The sequence below is a fragment of the Planktothrix sp. PCC 11201 genome, from assembly GCF_900009135.1.
Taxonomy (GTDB): domain Bacteria; phylum Cyanobacteriota; class Cyanobacteriia; order Cyanobacteriales; family Microcoleaceae; genus Planktothrix.
This window is the reverse complement of record NZ_LT797693.1, coordinates 86,953-101,423: the sequence shown is the minus strand read 5'-3', so window position 1 is coordinate 101,423 and position 14,471 is coordinate 86,953. Positions and strand designations below refer to the sequence as shown.

The following is a 14,471-nucleotide window of genomic DNA, read 5'->3' as shown; positions in this document are numbered from 1 at the left end:
AATCCTATGTTTTGATGAGGGGAAGCAGTTGTGTTTCTAGGGTAGAAAATAAGGTTGAAATAGCGGTTTTAGCTGATGTTAATTTAGCGGTAGTTTCGGGATTTTTAATTGTGTTTTCAATGGGACTAGAAATTGCATTAACGGCTTCTATGGCTGCTTTTAATTCCTGTTTTATTTTTTGATCTAATTCAGGATTTTTTTGAGCGACTAAAGCACTAATACTATTACTTTGAGCCTCAGTTCCTGAAATTCGCCCTAAATAAACATTCTCAACACTTTTGAGATTATTCTGAAAATCAGTTAGAGAATTTTGGCTAAATCGACTTTCAAAGGTTAAATAATCTTTCGTTTCCAACGGTTTACCGATTTTTTCATTCGCCACTTCATCCAAACAGCCTAACATCCCCTGTAGAATTTCCTCGACGGCGGCTTGTGGGGTGGGATAGGCAGGATTATTCTGAATTCCTGCTGTTGCTAAAACTTCCCGATACGCTGGATTACCATTGACTCCTTCTGCCCAACTTTTGGTTAAATTATTAGCAGATTCATTAAAGGCTACAGTTAGATTCTGTAATAACTTTAACTCTCGTTTTGAGAAATTTTGAGCCGTTTTTTGAGAATCTAAACCAAATAATAAATACTCAATGGTATGGAATCCTTTTTGTGTTGTTTGCAGTTTTTTTACCGACTCTAAGGTAATTTCATCCTGACTATTAATAATAGCAACAACATCCGTTTCATTCACTGGCCAATCATCTAAATCCCCATCATAGCCTAAAGATTCCGCCGGGCCAAATGCAAAGGCTTCGCTTTGTTCCCAAGGAGAACGAGTCGCTACCCAAGCCTTTTGTGTGGCTTTTAGGGTTTTCTGAGTCGGGTTTTCTACAAACTCATTCACGGCTTTTGAGAGTTCCCCCGCCTCTTTTACTAACTGTTGATAAGTAGGAATCACAACTTGATCTGCAAAATGACTTACCACTAAGGTTGTCCTGTCTGGTGATAAAGTTTGTGAGGATAGATTACTATTAGTTGATGCTGTATTATTGCAACTACTAGTTAATAAGAGTAAACTGGCGATCGCACCAGTTCTAAAACAATTGAAAATAGAGTAAGTCATTGATGGAATTGGTAGAGTTTTGTTCATTAAATTGACCCAATGGAGAGTCGGGTTTTAACGCTGTCTCAACTTGAGATAAGGGAACCAAAGCCATGTATTGTTCCTAAACTGCGTTGCCAAGGACTCGGATGCAGTAAATTTACGAAGGGTGAAAACAGAAATAAACCTGCGGATAAAATACTGAGTCCGTAGATACACAGTGTTGCTAAATCCAGAGAACGCGGGAAATTTGAGATATTGGTTTGCATTGGAGGTTCTATCAATTAGGATTAATTCTCAATTATTTGAGAAAACGATAATAATTGTTAACTTCTCTGACAATTGACTTGACAGAAAATCGCCAAAAAACCTACAATGAAACTATCCCGTCTCAATTGAGCGATCGCTTTCCAGGGTTATCGCTAAATCAAGACATCAGGATGTTTCAAAGTGAATAGTTATGGTTTTTGAGTTTAGGCACTAGGCTGATTTGTTCAAATTTTCAGTCTAGTGCCTTTTCTCGTGTTTTTGCAAGCTCTCAATTAGTCTAAATTTTTAAAAGATTAGTTGATAAAGCTTCTCAATTAAGGTACAACAACTTTCAGCATAATGCAAGAGGGGTGAATTACTTGGGCTCCTCCGTCTCCAGACTGGTCAGGTCTAGGGTTAAAATGACGGGGGTGTGGTCGCTGGGTTGTTCCCAAGTTCTGGGGGTTTTATCGATGATGGAATGAGTAGCGACTTCGTAGAGAGGTAATGTTAAATAATGTGTATCAATGCGCCATCCGGTATTGCGTCGGAAGGAGGCTTGGCGATAGTCCCACCAACTAAACTGTCCACCCTCAGTGGTGAACTTGCGAAAAGCATCTTTAAAGCCTAATTCTAATATTGATTCTAAGGCTTGACGTTCAGCATCACTCGCCATAATATGAGTTTCTCGACCCTTGGGGTTATGAATATCAATATCTTCTAAAGCAATATTAAAATCCCCGCAAATACAAATCTTTTCGGTCTGAGTAAACAGAAGTTTTAAATAGTCTTTGAGATGGTTTAACCAGTTTAATTTATAGTGATATTTGTCGCTATCAATACTGGAACCATTGGGAACGTATAAATTTACAATTGCAATTCCATTAATCATTCCGGTTAAAACTCGTTTTTGTTCATCAAAGTTTTGAGAGGGTTCAGTTTTTAAAATATCCGAGAATCCAAAATGAACCGCCTCTAGGGGAGTTTTACTAAAAATTGCGACCCCGTTATAGGATTTTTGACCATAGATATAGGTATTATAACCCAATTCTTCAAAACAAGAACGAGGAAAATCTTTGTCAATGACTTTAGTTTCTTGTAAACAAAGAATATCAATTTCATTGGTTTGTAACCATTGCAATACCTGATCTTTTCTAGTTCTAATTGAATTAACATTCCACGTTGCAATTTTCATTTTATAGACTATCAAAAAATATCAGAATCTTCAGGTTGAGGAAGCAAATTAGAAGGGGGGCGATCGCTACTCCAAGCCCACCAAACAGAGCCACATTGACAGGCATAAAATTCCTGCCATTTGCGACGGTTATTTTCACTATAAACGGGAGAACGACGATTAATCCAAACCTGTTGGGCTTCTAAACTATTAGCGGAACACTCAGGACAGCAAAACTCAGAAGCGTGAATTGCATCGGTCGTCCAATCTGGAGGGGTGGGTTGAAACGCATCCATTGGCAAAAATACTGAAATCAATGATGGCTACTCCCCCATTATACTAGGAATTAGGGTCAGGAATTTCTACAAATTTATGGCGGGAGGATAAGCCCGATTTAATTGTAATTTGGGATTTGGGGACTCCTAAGTGTTTGGCTAAAAATTTAATTAATTCTTGATTGGCTTTTCCTTCGACTGGGGGAGATTTCAGATGGACGGTAAAACTTCCATCCAGTTCTTCATGGAAAGCCTGTTGTTTAGAATTGGGTTTAACTTTAATTTTTAAGATTGCCAAGGTTTTAAAAAACTGCGATCGCTATTATCAATATAGGATACAGCAATTTGGTATCCTATATTGATTTAAGATTATTTTAAAATTAAGCAGTTAGGGGATAATCTAAACTTTCTAAAGCCTGTTTTACTGCGACTAAATTGTAAGGAAAAGGCGGTTTTAAAGGCCGATAATCTCGTTCATGGGGTTGCCCATGGCGCAATACCGCATTCACCATTAAACAGTCTTCTGTACCCAGATTAACTGCACCGTGAGGAACTCCTGGGGGAATTTTAACCACGGTTGGAACCCGATCACTCAAAGGAATATAACGATATTGACGATTTTGTAAAATCACTAGGACAAATTGACCCCGGACAACCAACAATTGATCGGTTTGAAAACGATGGACAAATAACTTCTCTACCGCCCCCGCCTCGACCTGTACCGTCATCGTTTCATCGCTGGTTTGGGGGGTGAAAAATTCAACCATCCCGGAGCGGATCGAGTTGAGTCTGCGAACTTCAACTTGGTGGATAAGACCCATATTGATAGTCCTCACAATGCAAAATTTTATGCTTTTGTCAAGTGTAAGCGGCGTTTCTGTAAAATTTTGTAATAAAATTAACGAAATTGGGTAATAGAGGCATAAATGCCTCACTACGGTAATAGAATTAACGAAATTGGGTAATAGAGGCATAAATGCCTCACTACGGTAATAGAATTAACGAAATTCGAGAATGGAGGCATAAATGCCTCACTACGGTAATGAAACACACTCAGTACAGAATGCGATCGCCCTTTTCTACAATTTCTATGAATTTTTATAAATTTTCTCTGTTGATTTCTCTGATTAGTTTCACCCTAACTTCCTGTGGATCTTCCCCAAATTCTACCTCAACAAATCCAACTAATTCTAATCAGCAACCCGCAGAAAATACCCTAAAATTATTATATTGGCAAGCACCAACTATTCTGAATCCCCATTTATCAACGGGGTTCAAAGATTCAGAAGCTAGTCGAATTACTTTAGAACCCTTGGCCAGTTTTAATAATCAATTAGAATTAGTCCCATTCTTAGCCGCAGAAATTCCCAGTCTGGAAAATGGAGGAATTGCGAAAGATGGTAAATCCGTGACTTGGAAACTGAAAAAAGATATTCAATGGTCGGATGGAAAACCCTTTACCGCCGATGATGTTATTTTTACCTATGAATTTATTAGTAATCCCAAAGTGGGAACTACCACATCCGGGACATATGAAATTATTAAAGATATTGAAAAAATTGATGAACATACCATAAAAATCAACTTTAAATCCGTAACCCCGGGATGGTATTCGGTGTTTGTGGGAACCGAAGGAATGATTTTACCTCGTCATATTTTTCAAGCCTATAATGGAGAAAATTCTCGACAGGCACCGGGTAATTTAAAACCCGTAGGAACCGGGCCCTATCGAGTCGTAGAATTCAAACCAGGGGACGTAGTTGTCTATGAAGCTAACCCCAATTTTCGAGAAGCTAAAAAGTTAGGATTTGAACGAATAGAACTCAAGGGGGGAGGCGATGCAGCCTCCGCAGCTAGGGCAGTTTTGCAGACGGGAGATGCGGATTATGCCTATAATCTTCAGGTGGAATCTAATGTTTTAAAACCCTTAGAAGCGACGGGAAAAGGTAAGATTGTTTCTAATTTTGGGGCATTAATGGAACGGATTCTGATTAATCAAACCGATCCAAATAAAACCACACCGGATGGAGAAAGATCGAGTTTGAAATTCCCCCATCCTTTCTTTAGCGATCCTAAAGTACGTCAATCTTTAAGTTTAGCGATCAATCGAGATATTATTGCTAATCAACTCTATGGAATTTTAGGCAAACCAACTTCTAATTTTGTAGTGAATCCTGTTCAAGTTGTTTCCCCTAATACCACCTATCAATTTAATTTAGAAAAAGCAACTCAACTATTAGAGGAAGCGGGATGGAAAGATACTAATAATAATGGGATTAGAGATAAAAATGGGGTAGAAATGAACTTAGTGTTTCAAAGTTCCGTTAATCCTTTAAGGCAAAAAACCCAAGAAGTAATTAAACAATCCTTAGAACAATTAGGCATGAAAGTAGAACTCAAAAGTATTGATCCGAGTGTCTATTTTTCCGGTGATCCTGCTAATCCCGATACCACAGAAAGATTTGCGGCGGATTTACAATTATTTAGTACCGGAAATACTAATCCCGATCCCACCGCCTATTTAAAAACCTATACCTGTGACCAAATTCCGCAAAAAGCGAATAACTGGACAGGGGACAATTATTCTCGCTATTGTCAGCCAGAATATGATGCCCTTTGGAAACAAGCGACCACTGAAATTAACCCCGAAAAACAAAAACAAATCTGGATTAAAATGAATGATATGTTAGTGAATAATTATATTGTAATTCCCTTAATTCATCGGGCGGAAGTAGAAGGAGTCAATCAGAAATTAACAGGCGTAAACTTAACCCCTTGGGATTTAACCGTCTGGAATATCAAAGATTGGAAAAAGACCCCGTAGTAAGCCCTTTAGGGCTATCTTTTATTTTATTATTATTCAACATGACCCGATACCTAATCAACCGGATTCTCACCTCCATTCCCACCCTAATAGCTATTAGTATGGTCGTGTTTTTAATCCTAGCTTTAGCCCCGGGTAATCCCATGGGAGAATTTGCCAATAATCCTGCCATTACACCCGAAGTCCGAGAAAATATTAGGCGATCGCTCGGTTTAGACCAACCTATTCCGATCCGGTATTTAAAATGGATTTTGGCCTTTTTACAAGGAGATCTAGGCTATTCTTTTACCAGTCGTAGCCCGGTTTTAGATTTGATTTTACAACGTTTACCCACAACTCTTTGGATTATGGGGGCGGCTTATATTTTAGCGGTTTTAATCGCCTTTCCCTTTGGGATTATTTCCGCTTTAAAACGCTATTCGGTTTTAGACCAAATCATCACAACGGTTTCCTTTATTGGGTTTTCCTTACCCACTTTTTTTACTGGGTTACTGTTTATTATTATTTTCAGTGTTCAACTCAAATGGTTTCCTTTTATTTATAATAGTACCTTAAAAGTAACCAATTTACAAACATTTTGGCAACAAATCCAACAGTCTATTATGCCTATTTGTGTGTTAGGATTCTATCAAGCTGCAATTTTAATGCGGTTTATTCGGTCTTCTTTTTTAGAACAGTTAAATCAAAATTATGTTCGCACCGCTTACGCGAAAGGTTTACCAAAATTGAATGTAATTAATGGTCATATTTTGAGAAATGCCTTAATTCCAGTTGTGACCTTAATTGCCTTACAAATTCCTGGTTTATTTGCTGGATCATTAGTTACCGAACAGGTATTTAGAATTCCTGGGATTGGGGCGTTATTAATTGATTCAATTTTTCGCAGTGATACCCCGGTTATTATGGGAATTACGATGGTTTATGCGATTTTAGTCGTAATTTTCAACTTATTTGCCGATATTTTATATGGATTATTAGACCCTAGAGTTCAATATTAATTATTAACTATGACTGTCATTCAACCTTCCGAAAAAACCTCCCAAATCCGCCAATCTAAAACTCTAATTCAGACGGCTTGGCGACAATTTAAACGAGATAAAATCGCCCTTTTAGGATTAATAATTTTAGGATTATTGATTTTAGCCGTAATTGTTGGCCCTTGGGTTTATGGGATTTCTCCGACGGAAATTGATTTTGTTAATTCTCTTTCTTCTCCCACGATAAAACATCCTTTTGGAACCAATGATTTAGGACAGGATCAATTAGCCCGTTTATTAATTGGGGGACGAGTTTCTTTAACCGTTGGAGTCGCAGCGATGGCGGTAGCAATTTTATTAGGAACATTAGTAGGGGCGATCGCCGGATTTTATGGCGGAATTATTGATAGTATATTAATGCGATTAACGGATTTATTTATTTCCCTTCCCCAATTACCTGTATTACTATTAGTCATCTATTTATTTCGAGAATCGATCAAACAAATAGTTGGGCCAGAAGTCGGAATTTTCCTATTAATTATTATAGTAGTTGGTGGGTTAAATTGGATGTCGGTGGCGCGATTAGTGCGAGCGAGTTTTCTCACCACAAGGGAACAGGATTTTGTCACCGCAGCTAAAGCAATTGGTGCGTCTTCTAAGCGATTAATTTGGGTACATATTCTTCCCAATGTTTTGAGTCCAGTGATTGTAGCAGCAACTTTAGCGGTGGGAACTGCGATTATTACAGAATCCACTTTAAGTTTTTTAGGATTAGGATTTCCCCCCGATGTTCCCACCTGGGGAAGAATGCTTTATGATGCTCAAAACTATTTAGAAACCGCCCCCTATTTGGCTTTATTTCCAGGATTAGCGATTTTTTTAACCGTTTTAAGTATCAATGCAGTAGGTGATGGTTTAAGGGATGCTTTAGACCCGCAATCCCATTAATTTATTATGATGTACAACCAAAATTTAATCAGTATTATTTCATCAAATAGGTATCGAGTTCTGAATATTTAGAAAACAAGCTATCAATACTGGCTAAATTTGCTTGATAAATCAATGCTGTTGCTATAATAATGCGATCAAAAGGATCTTTGTGAACAGGCGACAAATTCACAGCCATAGAGGCAATCTCAGGAGTCAAAGGAAGCAATATAATCCCTGATGGAGCTAAAGCACCTTCAAACCATTCTTGAGGCGTACATAATAGCTTTATTCGCCCTTTTTTGTGAGCAAAAGCAATTTCAAAACAGGACACTGGGGAAACTCCCACTTGATTCGCTGATTCTATCCGCAATCGCCAATCAGACGGAAATTGATCAAAGTTGGCATTAATATACCAAAGCCAAATATGGGTATCAAGAAGAATTACTTCAGACATTTCCAATCTTCTTCATTAACAATAGAGCCGACAATATCACCTAAAATTTGAGCTTTTCCAGCCAAAGAATTGGGAGAAATTCGACGTTTTACAGGTAAGGGATTCTCTTCCAAAATAGTGACAATTACACGAGCAGAAGTCACTTGAGGTTGATCTGCCAGCCACTTCATTTGACCTTGTTCATAAATTGCTTCATAACTTTTTAACATAGTGTTCGCCTCTATTTCGTTAATTGGGCTAAATTTTAATGGGTCTAGGTTTCATTATAGCTTGTAATTTAATATTTTCACCCAGAAAATTTATAAGAGTCTTAAAATTGCCCCCGATACCCGTTGTCTCTCCTTTCAATTTCAAGAAAATCAGGTTTTACCTCAGAATTGACAGGTTGGATTTTATATGTTATTAATTAAACTATAAAACCAATGATAATCAACCATGAAAAAATATAAATTTTGGGCAGTTTTGGCTGTGTTTACACCCGTTGTTTTTGTGGCTCCAACGATGGCTCAATTCAATACAACCGACCCGGCTGTTTTTTTAAGAGGAGATGCTCGTTCCTGTCAAGGCTGTAATTTGCAAGGGGCTGATTTAAGCAATCAAAGCCGAGTTAATGCTCAACTTAGACAAGCTAATTTGAGCAATGCCAATTTTAATGATGCCAACTTCCGGGGAGCATTTTTTACCTGTGCAAACCTCTCCAATAGCACCATGAGAAAAACTAATTTTTCCTTTGCCAATTTTGTTGATGCTAACTTGAGTGGGGTTGATTTAAGTGGTGCAGATTTAAGTAAAACTGACTTAAGTGGAGCAATTATTGATGACAGAACTAATTTTTCTGGAGCCAACTTAACGGGAGCAAAACTCTGGGATGCCGCCACAATTTTCCAGCCCGGAATGGATTTAAACAGTATTCCGCGAGACTACACAATAGAAACTCAGCGACGTAAATGTAATAACAGAAGATAAAATCAGTCATCATTTGTAGGGGCGGGTTCATCAAGATTTAAGTAATTAACAAAGATTTAAAAGAACCCGCCCGTACCAGTAATCAGTTATTACCTATTACCCATTACCTTAATTTTTATATATGACATCAACAGTTTTGATTACAGGCGCTTCCCAAGGAACTGGTAAAGCAACGGCTTTATTATTTGCAAAAAAAGGCTACAATGTAATTTTAGCTGCCCGGGAACCGGAACGTTTGGAAACCTTGGCAAATGAAGTTTTATCTTTGGGGGTTTCTACCTTAGCAATTCCTACGGATGTCACTGATATTGAACAGGTTAAATATTTAGTGAATCAATCCTTAGATTATTATGAAAGTATCGATGTTTTAATCAATAATGCCGGAATTTGTTTAACTGCATCCGTTGAACATACCACCTTAGAAGATTGGCATGAATTAATGAATACTAACTTCTTTGGTTATGTCAATATGATCCACACAGTATTACCCCATTTCTTGAAACAAAAACAAGGGACAATTGTGAATGTTGGCTCCTTAGGGGGAAAAATGCCCCTGCCTCAAATGGCAGCCTATTGTGCGAGCAAATATGCGGTGACTGGACTCACAGAATCCTTGAGGTTAGAAGTGCAAAAAAAAGGAATTCATGTCTGTGCTGTTCATCCGGGGATTATTAATAGTAATTTCCTGGAAAGAGCGCAATTTCGGGGGGAAGATGAGTTAGAAGTTGAACAACTGCGTCAACGCTTGGACTCAGCTTTAACCTCTACTTGGGTGAGTCAACCAGAAGATATTGCTCAGGCGATTTGGAATGGGGTAGAGAAAAAACAAGCTGAAGTGGTGGTGGGGCCAGCCCTATTAGCAACGGAAACCTATCGATTATTCCCTGGATTAATGCAATTAATTTTAAATTAGTAGAGCCTCCATTGTAGCATGATTTGATTAGTTTTTGCGAATTAATATGTAACGATATTTAAACCTGATGCAGCAAAATTGCTCTTAGATTGAGTTAGCTGCATTGGTCTATATTTTTTAAAATAAACCTAAAGAGTTATAGGAAAAGAGTTGCAAGCAGTTTCAACTGATTTGCAAAATGCTATACTAAAAGATAACACCCCGAAACTGCCTTAAAAAATTGTCTTAACCAGCCCCAAGTCCGAACTCAGCATTAGATAGACCTCAGCAGGGAAAAAAATTCTACCTTTCGATCATTTTTTATCAAAAGTAACTCAGGAGAATCATTATGGTAAATATCAAGACAGAGGAAAATCCTTCTGGCTTAAAAGATTTGGATGAGCAACCCATCCATATTCTCAGCCAAATTCAACCCCATGGCGTTTTATTGGTTTTAGAAGAACCTAGTCTCAGAATTTTACAAGTTAGCAGTAATGTTGAATCAATTTTGGGAATTTCTACCGAAATTATACTGCATAAATATTTAGAGGACTTATTAGATCCTTTCCAGATGGAACGGATTGAAATTGGATTAAAACAAGATAGCCTCGATTTCATTAATCCAACTAAAATTTGGATCAGAATTAAAGGCGATGATTATGTTATTTTTGATGGAATATTTCACCGCAATAGTTCCGGCTATTTAATTTTAGAACTAGAACCCACTACCTCTCAAGAAAGTATTCCCTTTCTGAGTTTTTATCATTTAGCTAAAATCTCAATTAATCAACTCGAATCTTCCTCAAGTTTGATCGATTTTTGTCAAATTATTGTCCAAGAAGTGCGAAAAATTACGGGATTTGATCGCGTGATGTTATATAAATTTGATCTGGATGGGCATGGAGAAGTAATTGCGGAAGAAAAACGAGAGGAAATGGAACCCTATTTAGGGCTACATTATCCGGCATCGGATATTCCCAAACCAGCCAGAAAGATGTTTAGTTCCAACTGGATTCGCTTAATTCCTGATGCGGCCACTGAACTGGTTCAACTCTTTCCTGAAATTAATCCGATTAGTCATCAACCCACCGATTTAACCTACTCAATTTTGAGGAGTGCTTCCCCTTGTCATCTGCAATATTTACACAATATGGGAGTAGGTTCTTCCCTAACCATTTCCCTAATCAAAGAAGGAAAACTTTGGGGATTAATTGCTTGTCATCATCTCACCCCTAAATATGTTTCCTATGAACTCCGCAAGGCTTGTGAATTTTTAGGGCGAGTGATTTTTTCTGAACTTTCAGAACGGGAAGATACAGAAGATTATGACTATCGGATTCAATTAAACCAAATTCAATCGGCTTTAATTGATGCGATGTCCCAGGCAGAAAATTTTATTGATGGACTCACCCAACATCAACCAAATCTTTTAGATTTAACCAGCGCTCAGGGGGCTGCAATTTACTTTGGGGGGAAATTTACCCTAGTAGGAGAAACACCCCCAGAAACCGATTTAATTTTATTAGTTCAGTGGTTGCAAAAACAGAACCAAAAAGAAGTATTTTATACCAATTCTTTACCCAAACTCTATTCCGATGCCCAAGGTTTTAAAGCTATAGGAAGTGGATTATTGGCTATTTCTATTTCTCATAAAAATTATGTGATTTGGTTCCGCCCTGAAGTTATCCAAACCGTTAAATGGGGGGGAAATCCTCACCAAGCATTTGAAACTAGCCAAGCTGAAGGTCAAGTTTTACTATCCCCTCGAAAATCTTTTGAACAGTGGAAAGAAACCTTGCGTTTACAATCCCTACCTTGGAAACAGGTAGAAATTCAAGCGGCTTTAGAACTGAGAAAAACCCTAATCAATATTGTCTTGAAGCAGGCGGATGAATTAGCTCAATTAGCCCATGATTTAGAACTGTCTAACTCGGATTTAAAAAAGTTTGCCTATGTGGCTTCCCATGATTTGCAAGAACCCTTAAATCAGGTGGTGAATTATGTTCAACTTTTAGAAATGCGTTATCACCAAGCCCTCGATGATGATGCCAAACAATTCATTAATTATGCCGTGGAAGGAGTGAGTTTAATGCAAACTCTCATTGATGATATTTTAGCTTATTCTAAAGTTGATATGCAGAGAATTGAATTTCAATTTACCGAAGTTCAAACTGCTTTAGATCGAGCTTTAATCAATTTGAGAAAACGTATTGCTGAAAATCAAGCTACTATTACTTATGATCCGATGCCGAATGTGTTAGGAGACGGGACTCAATTAATGCAGTTATTCCAAAATTTAATTGCTAATGCGATTAAGTTTAGAAGTGCAAAATCACCTGAAATTCATATAGGCGTTAAACGCATTGAGGAGGCTTGGTTATTTTCCGTTGAGGATAATGGGATTGGAATTGACCTACAATTTGCCGAACGAATTTTTATTATTTTCCAACGTCTCCATACCCGGGATGAATACCCAGGAACTGGAATGGGATTAGCTATTTGTAAGAAAATTATAGAATGCCATCGCGGTAAAATATGGGTAGAATCTAAATTGGGTCAAGGGTCTACATTTTATTTTACAATTCCCGTAGGAGGACGCGAAGGTGAGCGGCGAAATGGAAGAAAAATCTAAAATGATCTTTCTGGTTGAGGACAACAAAGCCGATATCCGTCTGATTCAAGAAGCTTTGAAAGATAGCCAAATCTCCCATGAAGTGATGACCGTTAGAAATGGAGTTGATGCTATGGCATTTCTTCGCCAAGAGGGAGAGTATGAAAATGCCCCGCGCCCCGATTTAATTCTTCTGGATTTGAACTTGCCCCGCAAGGACGGACGGGAGGTATTAGCAGAAATTAAAAGTGATCCGAGCTTGAAACGGATTCCTGTTGTTGTCCTGACAACTTCCCATAATCAGGAGGATATTCATCATAGCTATGACCTCCATGTTAATTGCTATATTACGAAATCCCGAAATTTAAGCCAACTGTTTACAATTGTCAGAGGAATCGAAGAATTTTGGCTAAAAACCGTGACCTTACCGTGCGATTAAAAGATATTTTTGAGAAGGATAAAGATAAACAATGCAGAAAGCTTGCCGTCATCAGGGTACGGAAAAAAAAACAGAGGCTCAGTATTTATCTTCTGGGGAAGAAGAATTTTTATCACCCTATTCAAACCCTGGAATTAATCAAAATCCTCACATTTTTTGTTCTGCCAGTTTTTCTTTATTGGAAAGAGAAAGTAAAGCCAGCAATTCAACCATGAAATCTGCTAGTTCAGTGAAAATCCTGTTAATTGAAGATAGCCTTGCTGAAGCCATATTTTTACAAGAATTACTCAAGGATTCTAATTTTCAACCCTTCAGTTTAGTTCATGTTAAACGCTTGGGAGAAGCTCTGAATCAATTACATGATCATGTTTTTGATGTGGCTTTATTAGATTTAACCCTACCTGATAGTCAAGGGTTGGAATCTGTAGAACGGTTAATTGAAAAATTTCCCAGTTTGCCCATTGTGGTTTTAACCAATACTAATGATGATGAATTAGCAATTATGGCAGTGCGTCAGGGGGCGGAGGATTATTTAGTTAAAAGAGAGGTTGATGGTAATATTTTAGTCCGTTCTCTCAAGTATGCAATTGAAAGAAAACACAACTTAGAAAGTTTAAAAGCCATGAATCAATCTTTGGAAATGAGAGTTCAAGAACGGACTAATGAATTGATCAAAGCTCAGGAACAAAATCAACTCCGCTCGGAATTTGTTTCGATGATTTCCCATGATATTAGAAATCCCTTAAATACGATTTTAGCTTCGGCGGTATTATTACAAGATTATGAACAAAAATTATCCCAGGAGAAAAAAGTTACTTTGTTTCAACGGATTCGATCTGCGAGTAAAAATATGGCTCAATTACTTGATGAAGTTTTATTAATAGGACAAGCGGATTATGGTCAACTGCAATATCAACCTAGTTTGATTAATTTAGAGGTATTTTGTCGCCAACTGGTTGATGAAATACAATTAGGGTATGCAGGAAAATCTCAAATTAATCTGAATTTTAAATTAACTATCAAAGAGGTGATGATTGATTCAAATTTATTAAGAAGAATTCTGATTAATTTATTAGAAAATGCGATTAAATATTCTCCTAAATCTGAAAGTGTTCAATTTGATGTGATCGTTCAAGATCAAATGATTAGCTTTTGTATTCAAGATCAAGGGATTGGTATTCCTGCCGATTCCCTTCCCGTAATTTTTGAACCCTTCCATCGAGCAAAAAATGTGGGTTCTATTTCTGGTACAGGGTTGGGATTAGCGATTGTTAAACATTGTGTGGATGCCCATGGAGGAAAGATTTGGGTTGACAGTCAAATGGGAATTGGAACAACTTTTATTGTTCGTTTACCTTTAGTTAAGGAGGATGAAAATGGATAATTACGAATTACGAATGGGTAAAATATAGAATCTTTAATATATGAGCTATAATTAAAAAATAGAGTGATTATTCCCTTGAAAAACATTAAATTAATCTAAATTTACTGTCTCAGTAATTCATTAATTTATCCTTCCCCATTGTTGCGCTTATAGTGCTTAATAGAGGAGCTAAAGCCCAACAACAAAATTGATTACCTATT

The 14,471-nt window shown here is 37.5% G+C and carries 16 protein-coding genes; 8 read left to right on the top strand and 8 right to left on the bottom strand.

Features of this window, described 5'->3' with window-relative positions:
* Window positions 1–4 precede the first annotated feature (4 nt).
* The 6 genes from PL11201_RS05180 to PL11201_RS05155 form a co-directional block, all read right to left on the bottom strand.
* Window positions 5–1,117 (bottom strand): imelysin family protein, encoded by a 1,113-nt coding sequence (locus tag PL11201_RS05180; protein WP_159451514.1) that lies wholly within the window; start codon window positions 1,115–1,117, stop codon window positions 5–7.
* A 65-nt stretch (window positions 1,118–1,182) separates the two neighbouring features.
* A complete protein-coding gene (locus PL11201_RS05175) occupies window positions 1,183–1,365 on the bottom strand; it encodes a hypothetical protein (protein WP_079677542.1) in 183 nt (60 codons plus the stop codon).
* 356 nt (window positions 1,366–1,721) lie between these two features.
* A complete protein-coding gene (gene xth, locus PL11201_RS05170; RefSeq protein WP_079677541.1) occupies window positions 1,722–2,540 on the bottom strand; it encodes an exodeoxyribonuclease III in 819 nt (272 codons plus the stop codon).
* Between the two features lie 11 nt (window positions 2,541–2,551).
* Complete coding sequence (locus PL11201_RS05165; RefSeq protein ID WP_079677540.1) at window positions 2,552–2,815, bottom strand: hypothetical protein; 264 nt, start codon at window positions 2,813–2,815, stop codon at window positions 2,552–2,554.
* A 43-nt stretch (window positions 2,816–2,858) separates the two neighbouring features.
* Window positions 2,859–3,092 carry a DUF167 domain-containing protein gene (locus PL11201_RS05160; RefSeq protein ID WP_079677539.1) on the bottom strand — a complete coding sequence of 78 codons (234 nt, stop codon included), beginning with the start codon at window positions 3,090–3,092 and terminating at the stop codon, window positions 2,859–2,861.
* Between the two features lie 82 nt (window positions 3,093–3,174).
* The gene (locus PL11201_RS05155; protein ID WP_079677538.1) at window positions 3,175–3,615 is read right to left on the bottom strand and encodes a cupin domain-containing protein; all 441 of its coding nucleotides are present in this window, start codon (window positions 3,613–3,615) and stop codon (window positions 3,175–3,177) included.
* Between the two features lie 221 nt (window positions 3,616–3,836).
* On the opposite strand from PL11201_RS05155, the gene PL11201_RS05150 reads away from it, so the two are divergent.
* Genes PL11201_RS05150 through PL11201_RS05140 form a run of 3 tightly spaced genes read left to right on the top strand, consistent with a single transcriptional unit; the run spans window position 3,837 to window position 7,543 of the window.
* Window positions 3,837–5,618: a peptide ABC transporter substrate-binding protein gene (locus PL11201_RS05150; protein WP_234996613.1), complete on the top strand. Its 1,782-nt coding sequence runs from the start codon at window positions 3,837–3,839 to the stop codon at window positions 5,616–5,618.
* A 41-nt stretch (window positions 5,619–5,659) separates the two neighbouring features.
* The gene (locus PL11201_RS05145; RefSeq protein ID WP_079677964.1) at window positions 5,660–6,616 is read left to right on the top strand and encodes an ABC transporter permease; all 957 of its coding nucleotides are present in this window, start codon (window positions 5,660–5,662) and stop codon (window positions 6,614–6,616) included.
* Window positions 6,617–6,625: 9 nt separating this feature from the next.
* Window positions 6,626–7,543, top strand: a complete 918-nt coding sequence (locus PL11201_RS05140; protein WP_079677536.1) for an ABC transporter permease — start codon at window positions 6,626–6,628, stop codon at window positions 7,541–7,543.
* A gap of 34 nt (window positions 7,544–7,577) precedes the next feature.
* Here PL11201_RS05140 and PL11201_RS05135 read toward each other — a convergent pair whose 3' ends face one another.
* Window positions 7,578–7,979 (bottom strand): type II toxin-antitoxin system VapC family toxin, encoded by a 402-nt coding sequence (locus tag PL11201_RS05135; RefSeq protein WP_079677535.1) that lies wholly within the window; start codon window positions 7,977–7,979, stop codon window positions 7,578–7,580.
* Entirely contained in the window at window positions 7,967–8,188 is a 222-nt protein-coding gene (locus PL11201_RS05130; protein WP_079677534.1) for a hypothetical protein, read from the bottom strand. The genes PL11201_RS05135 and PL11201_RS05130 overlap by 13 nt, the downstream gene beginning before the upstream one ends.
* A 226-nt stretch (window positions 8,189–8,414) precedes the next feature.
* Between PL11201_RS05130 and PL11201_RS05125 the strand changes: the two genes are divergently transcribed.
* From PL11201_RS05125 to PL11201_RS05105, 5 genes are all read left to right on the top strand, one after another.
* Window positions 8,415–8,945: a pentapeptide repeat-containing protein gene (locus tag PL11201_RS05125; protein WP_079677533.1), complete on the top strand. Its 531-nt coding sequence runs from the start codon at window positions 8,415–8,417 to the stop codon at window positions 8,943–8,945.
* Between the two features lie 121 nt (window positions 8,946–9,066).
* Window positions 9,067–9,858, top strand: coding sequence for an SDR family NAD(P)-dependent oxidoreductase (locus tag PL11201_RS05120; RefSeq protein ID WP_079677532.1), 792 nt, complete (start codon window positions 9,067–9,069; stop codon window positions 9,856–9,858).
* A 328-nt stretch (window positions 9,859–10,186) separates the two neighbouring features.
* On the top strand, window positions 10,187–12,469 hold the full coding sequence (locus PL11201_RS05115) for a sensor histidine kinase (RefSeq protein ID WP_079677531.1): 2,283 nt from the start codon (window positions 10,187–10,189) through the stop codon (window positions 12,467–12,469).
* Entirely contained in the window at window positions 12,441–12,887 is a 447-nt protein-coding gene (locus tag PL11201_RS05110) for a response regulator (RefSeq protein WP_079677530.1), read from the top strand. The genes PL11201_RS05115 and PL11201_RS05110 overlap by 29 nt, the downstream gene beginning before the upstream one ends.
* Window positions 12,888–12,918: 31 nt before the next feature.
* Window positions 12,919–14,271 (top strand): hybrid sensor histidine kinase/response regulator, encoded by a 1,353-nt coding sequence (locus PL11201_RS05105; protein ID WP_234996612.1) that lies wholly within the window; start codon window positions 12,919–12,921, stop codon window positions 14,269–14,271.
* Window positions 14,272–14,471 lie beyond the last annotated feature (200 nt).

What these genes read in the sequence shown, in the direction of transcription:
- PL11201_RS05180 (WP_159451514.1), bottom strand. Translation starts at nt 1,117, where the DNA reads ATGACTTACTCTATTTTCAATTGTTTTAGAACTGGTGCGATCGCCAGT.
- PL11201_RS05175 (WP_079677542.1), bottom strand. Translation starts at nt 1,365, where the DNA reads ATGCAAACCAATATCTCAAATTTCCCGCGTTCTCTGGATTTAGCAACA.
- xth (WP_079677541.1), bottom strand. Translation starts at nt 2,540, where the DNA reads ATGAAAATTGCAACGTGGAATGTTAATTCAATTAGAACTAGAAAAGAT.
- PL11201_RS05165 (WP_079677540.1), bottom strand. Translation starts at nt 2,815, where the DNA reads ATGGATGCGTTTCAACCCACCCCTCCAGATTGGACGACCGATGCAATT.
- PL11201_RS05155 (WP_079677538.1), bottom strand. Translation starts at nt 3,615, where the DNA reads ATGGGTCTTATCCACCAAGTTGAAGTTCGCAGACTCAACTCGATCCGC.
- PL11201_RS05150 (WP_234996613.1), top strand. Translation starts at nt 3,837, where the DNA reads ATGAAACACACTCAGTACAGAATGCGATCGCCCTTTTCTACAATTTCT.
- PL11201_RS05145 (WP_079677964.1), top strand. Translation starts at nt 5,660, where the DNA reads ATGACCCGATACCTAATCAACCGGATTCTCACCTCCATTCCCACCCTA.
- PL11201_RS05140 (WP_079677536.1), top strand. Translation starts at nt 6,626, where the DNA reads ATGACTGTCATTCAACCTTCCGAAAAAACCTCCCAAATCCGCCAATCT.
- PL11201_RS05135 (WP_079677535.1), bottom strand. Translation starts at nt 7,979, where the DNA reads ATGTCTGAAGTAATTCTTCTTGATACCCATATTTGGCTTTGGTATATT.
- PL11201_RS05130 (WP_079677534.1), bottom strand. Translation starts at nt 8,188, where the DNA reads ATGTTAAAAAGTTATGAAGCAATTTATGAACAAGGTCAAATGAAGTGG.
- PL11201_RS05125 (WP_079677533.1), top strand. Translation starts at nt 8,415, where the DNA reads ATGAAAAAATATAAATTTTGGGCAGTTTTGGCTGTGTTTACACCCGTT.
- PL11201_RS05120 (WP_079677532.1), top strand. Translation starts at nt 9,067, where the DNA reads ATGACATCAACAGTTTTGATTACAGGCGCTTCCCAAGGAACTGGTAAA.
- PL11201_RS05115 (WP_079677531.1), top strand. Translation starts at nt 10,187, where the DNA reads ATGGTAAATATCAAGACAGAGGAAAATCCTTCTGGCTTAAAAGATTTG.
- PL11201_RS05105 (WP_234996612.1), top strand. Translation starts at nt 12,919, where the DNA reads ATGCAGAAAGCTTGCCGTCATCAGGGTACGGAAAAAAAAACAGAGGCT.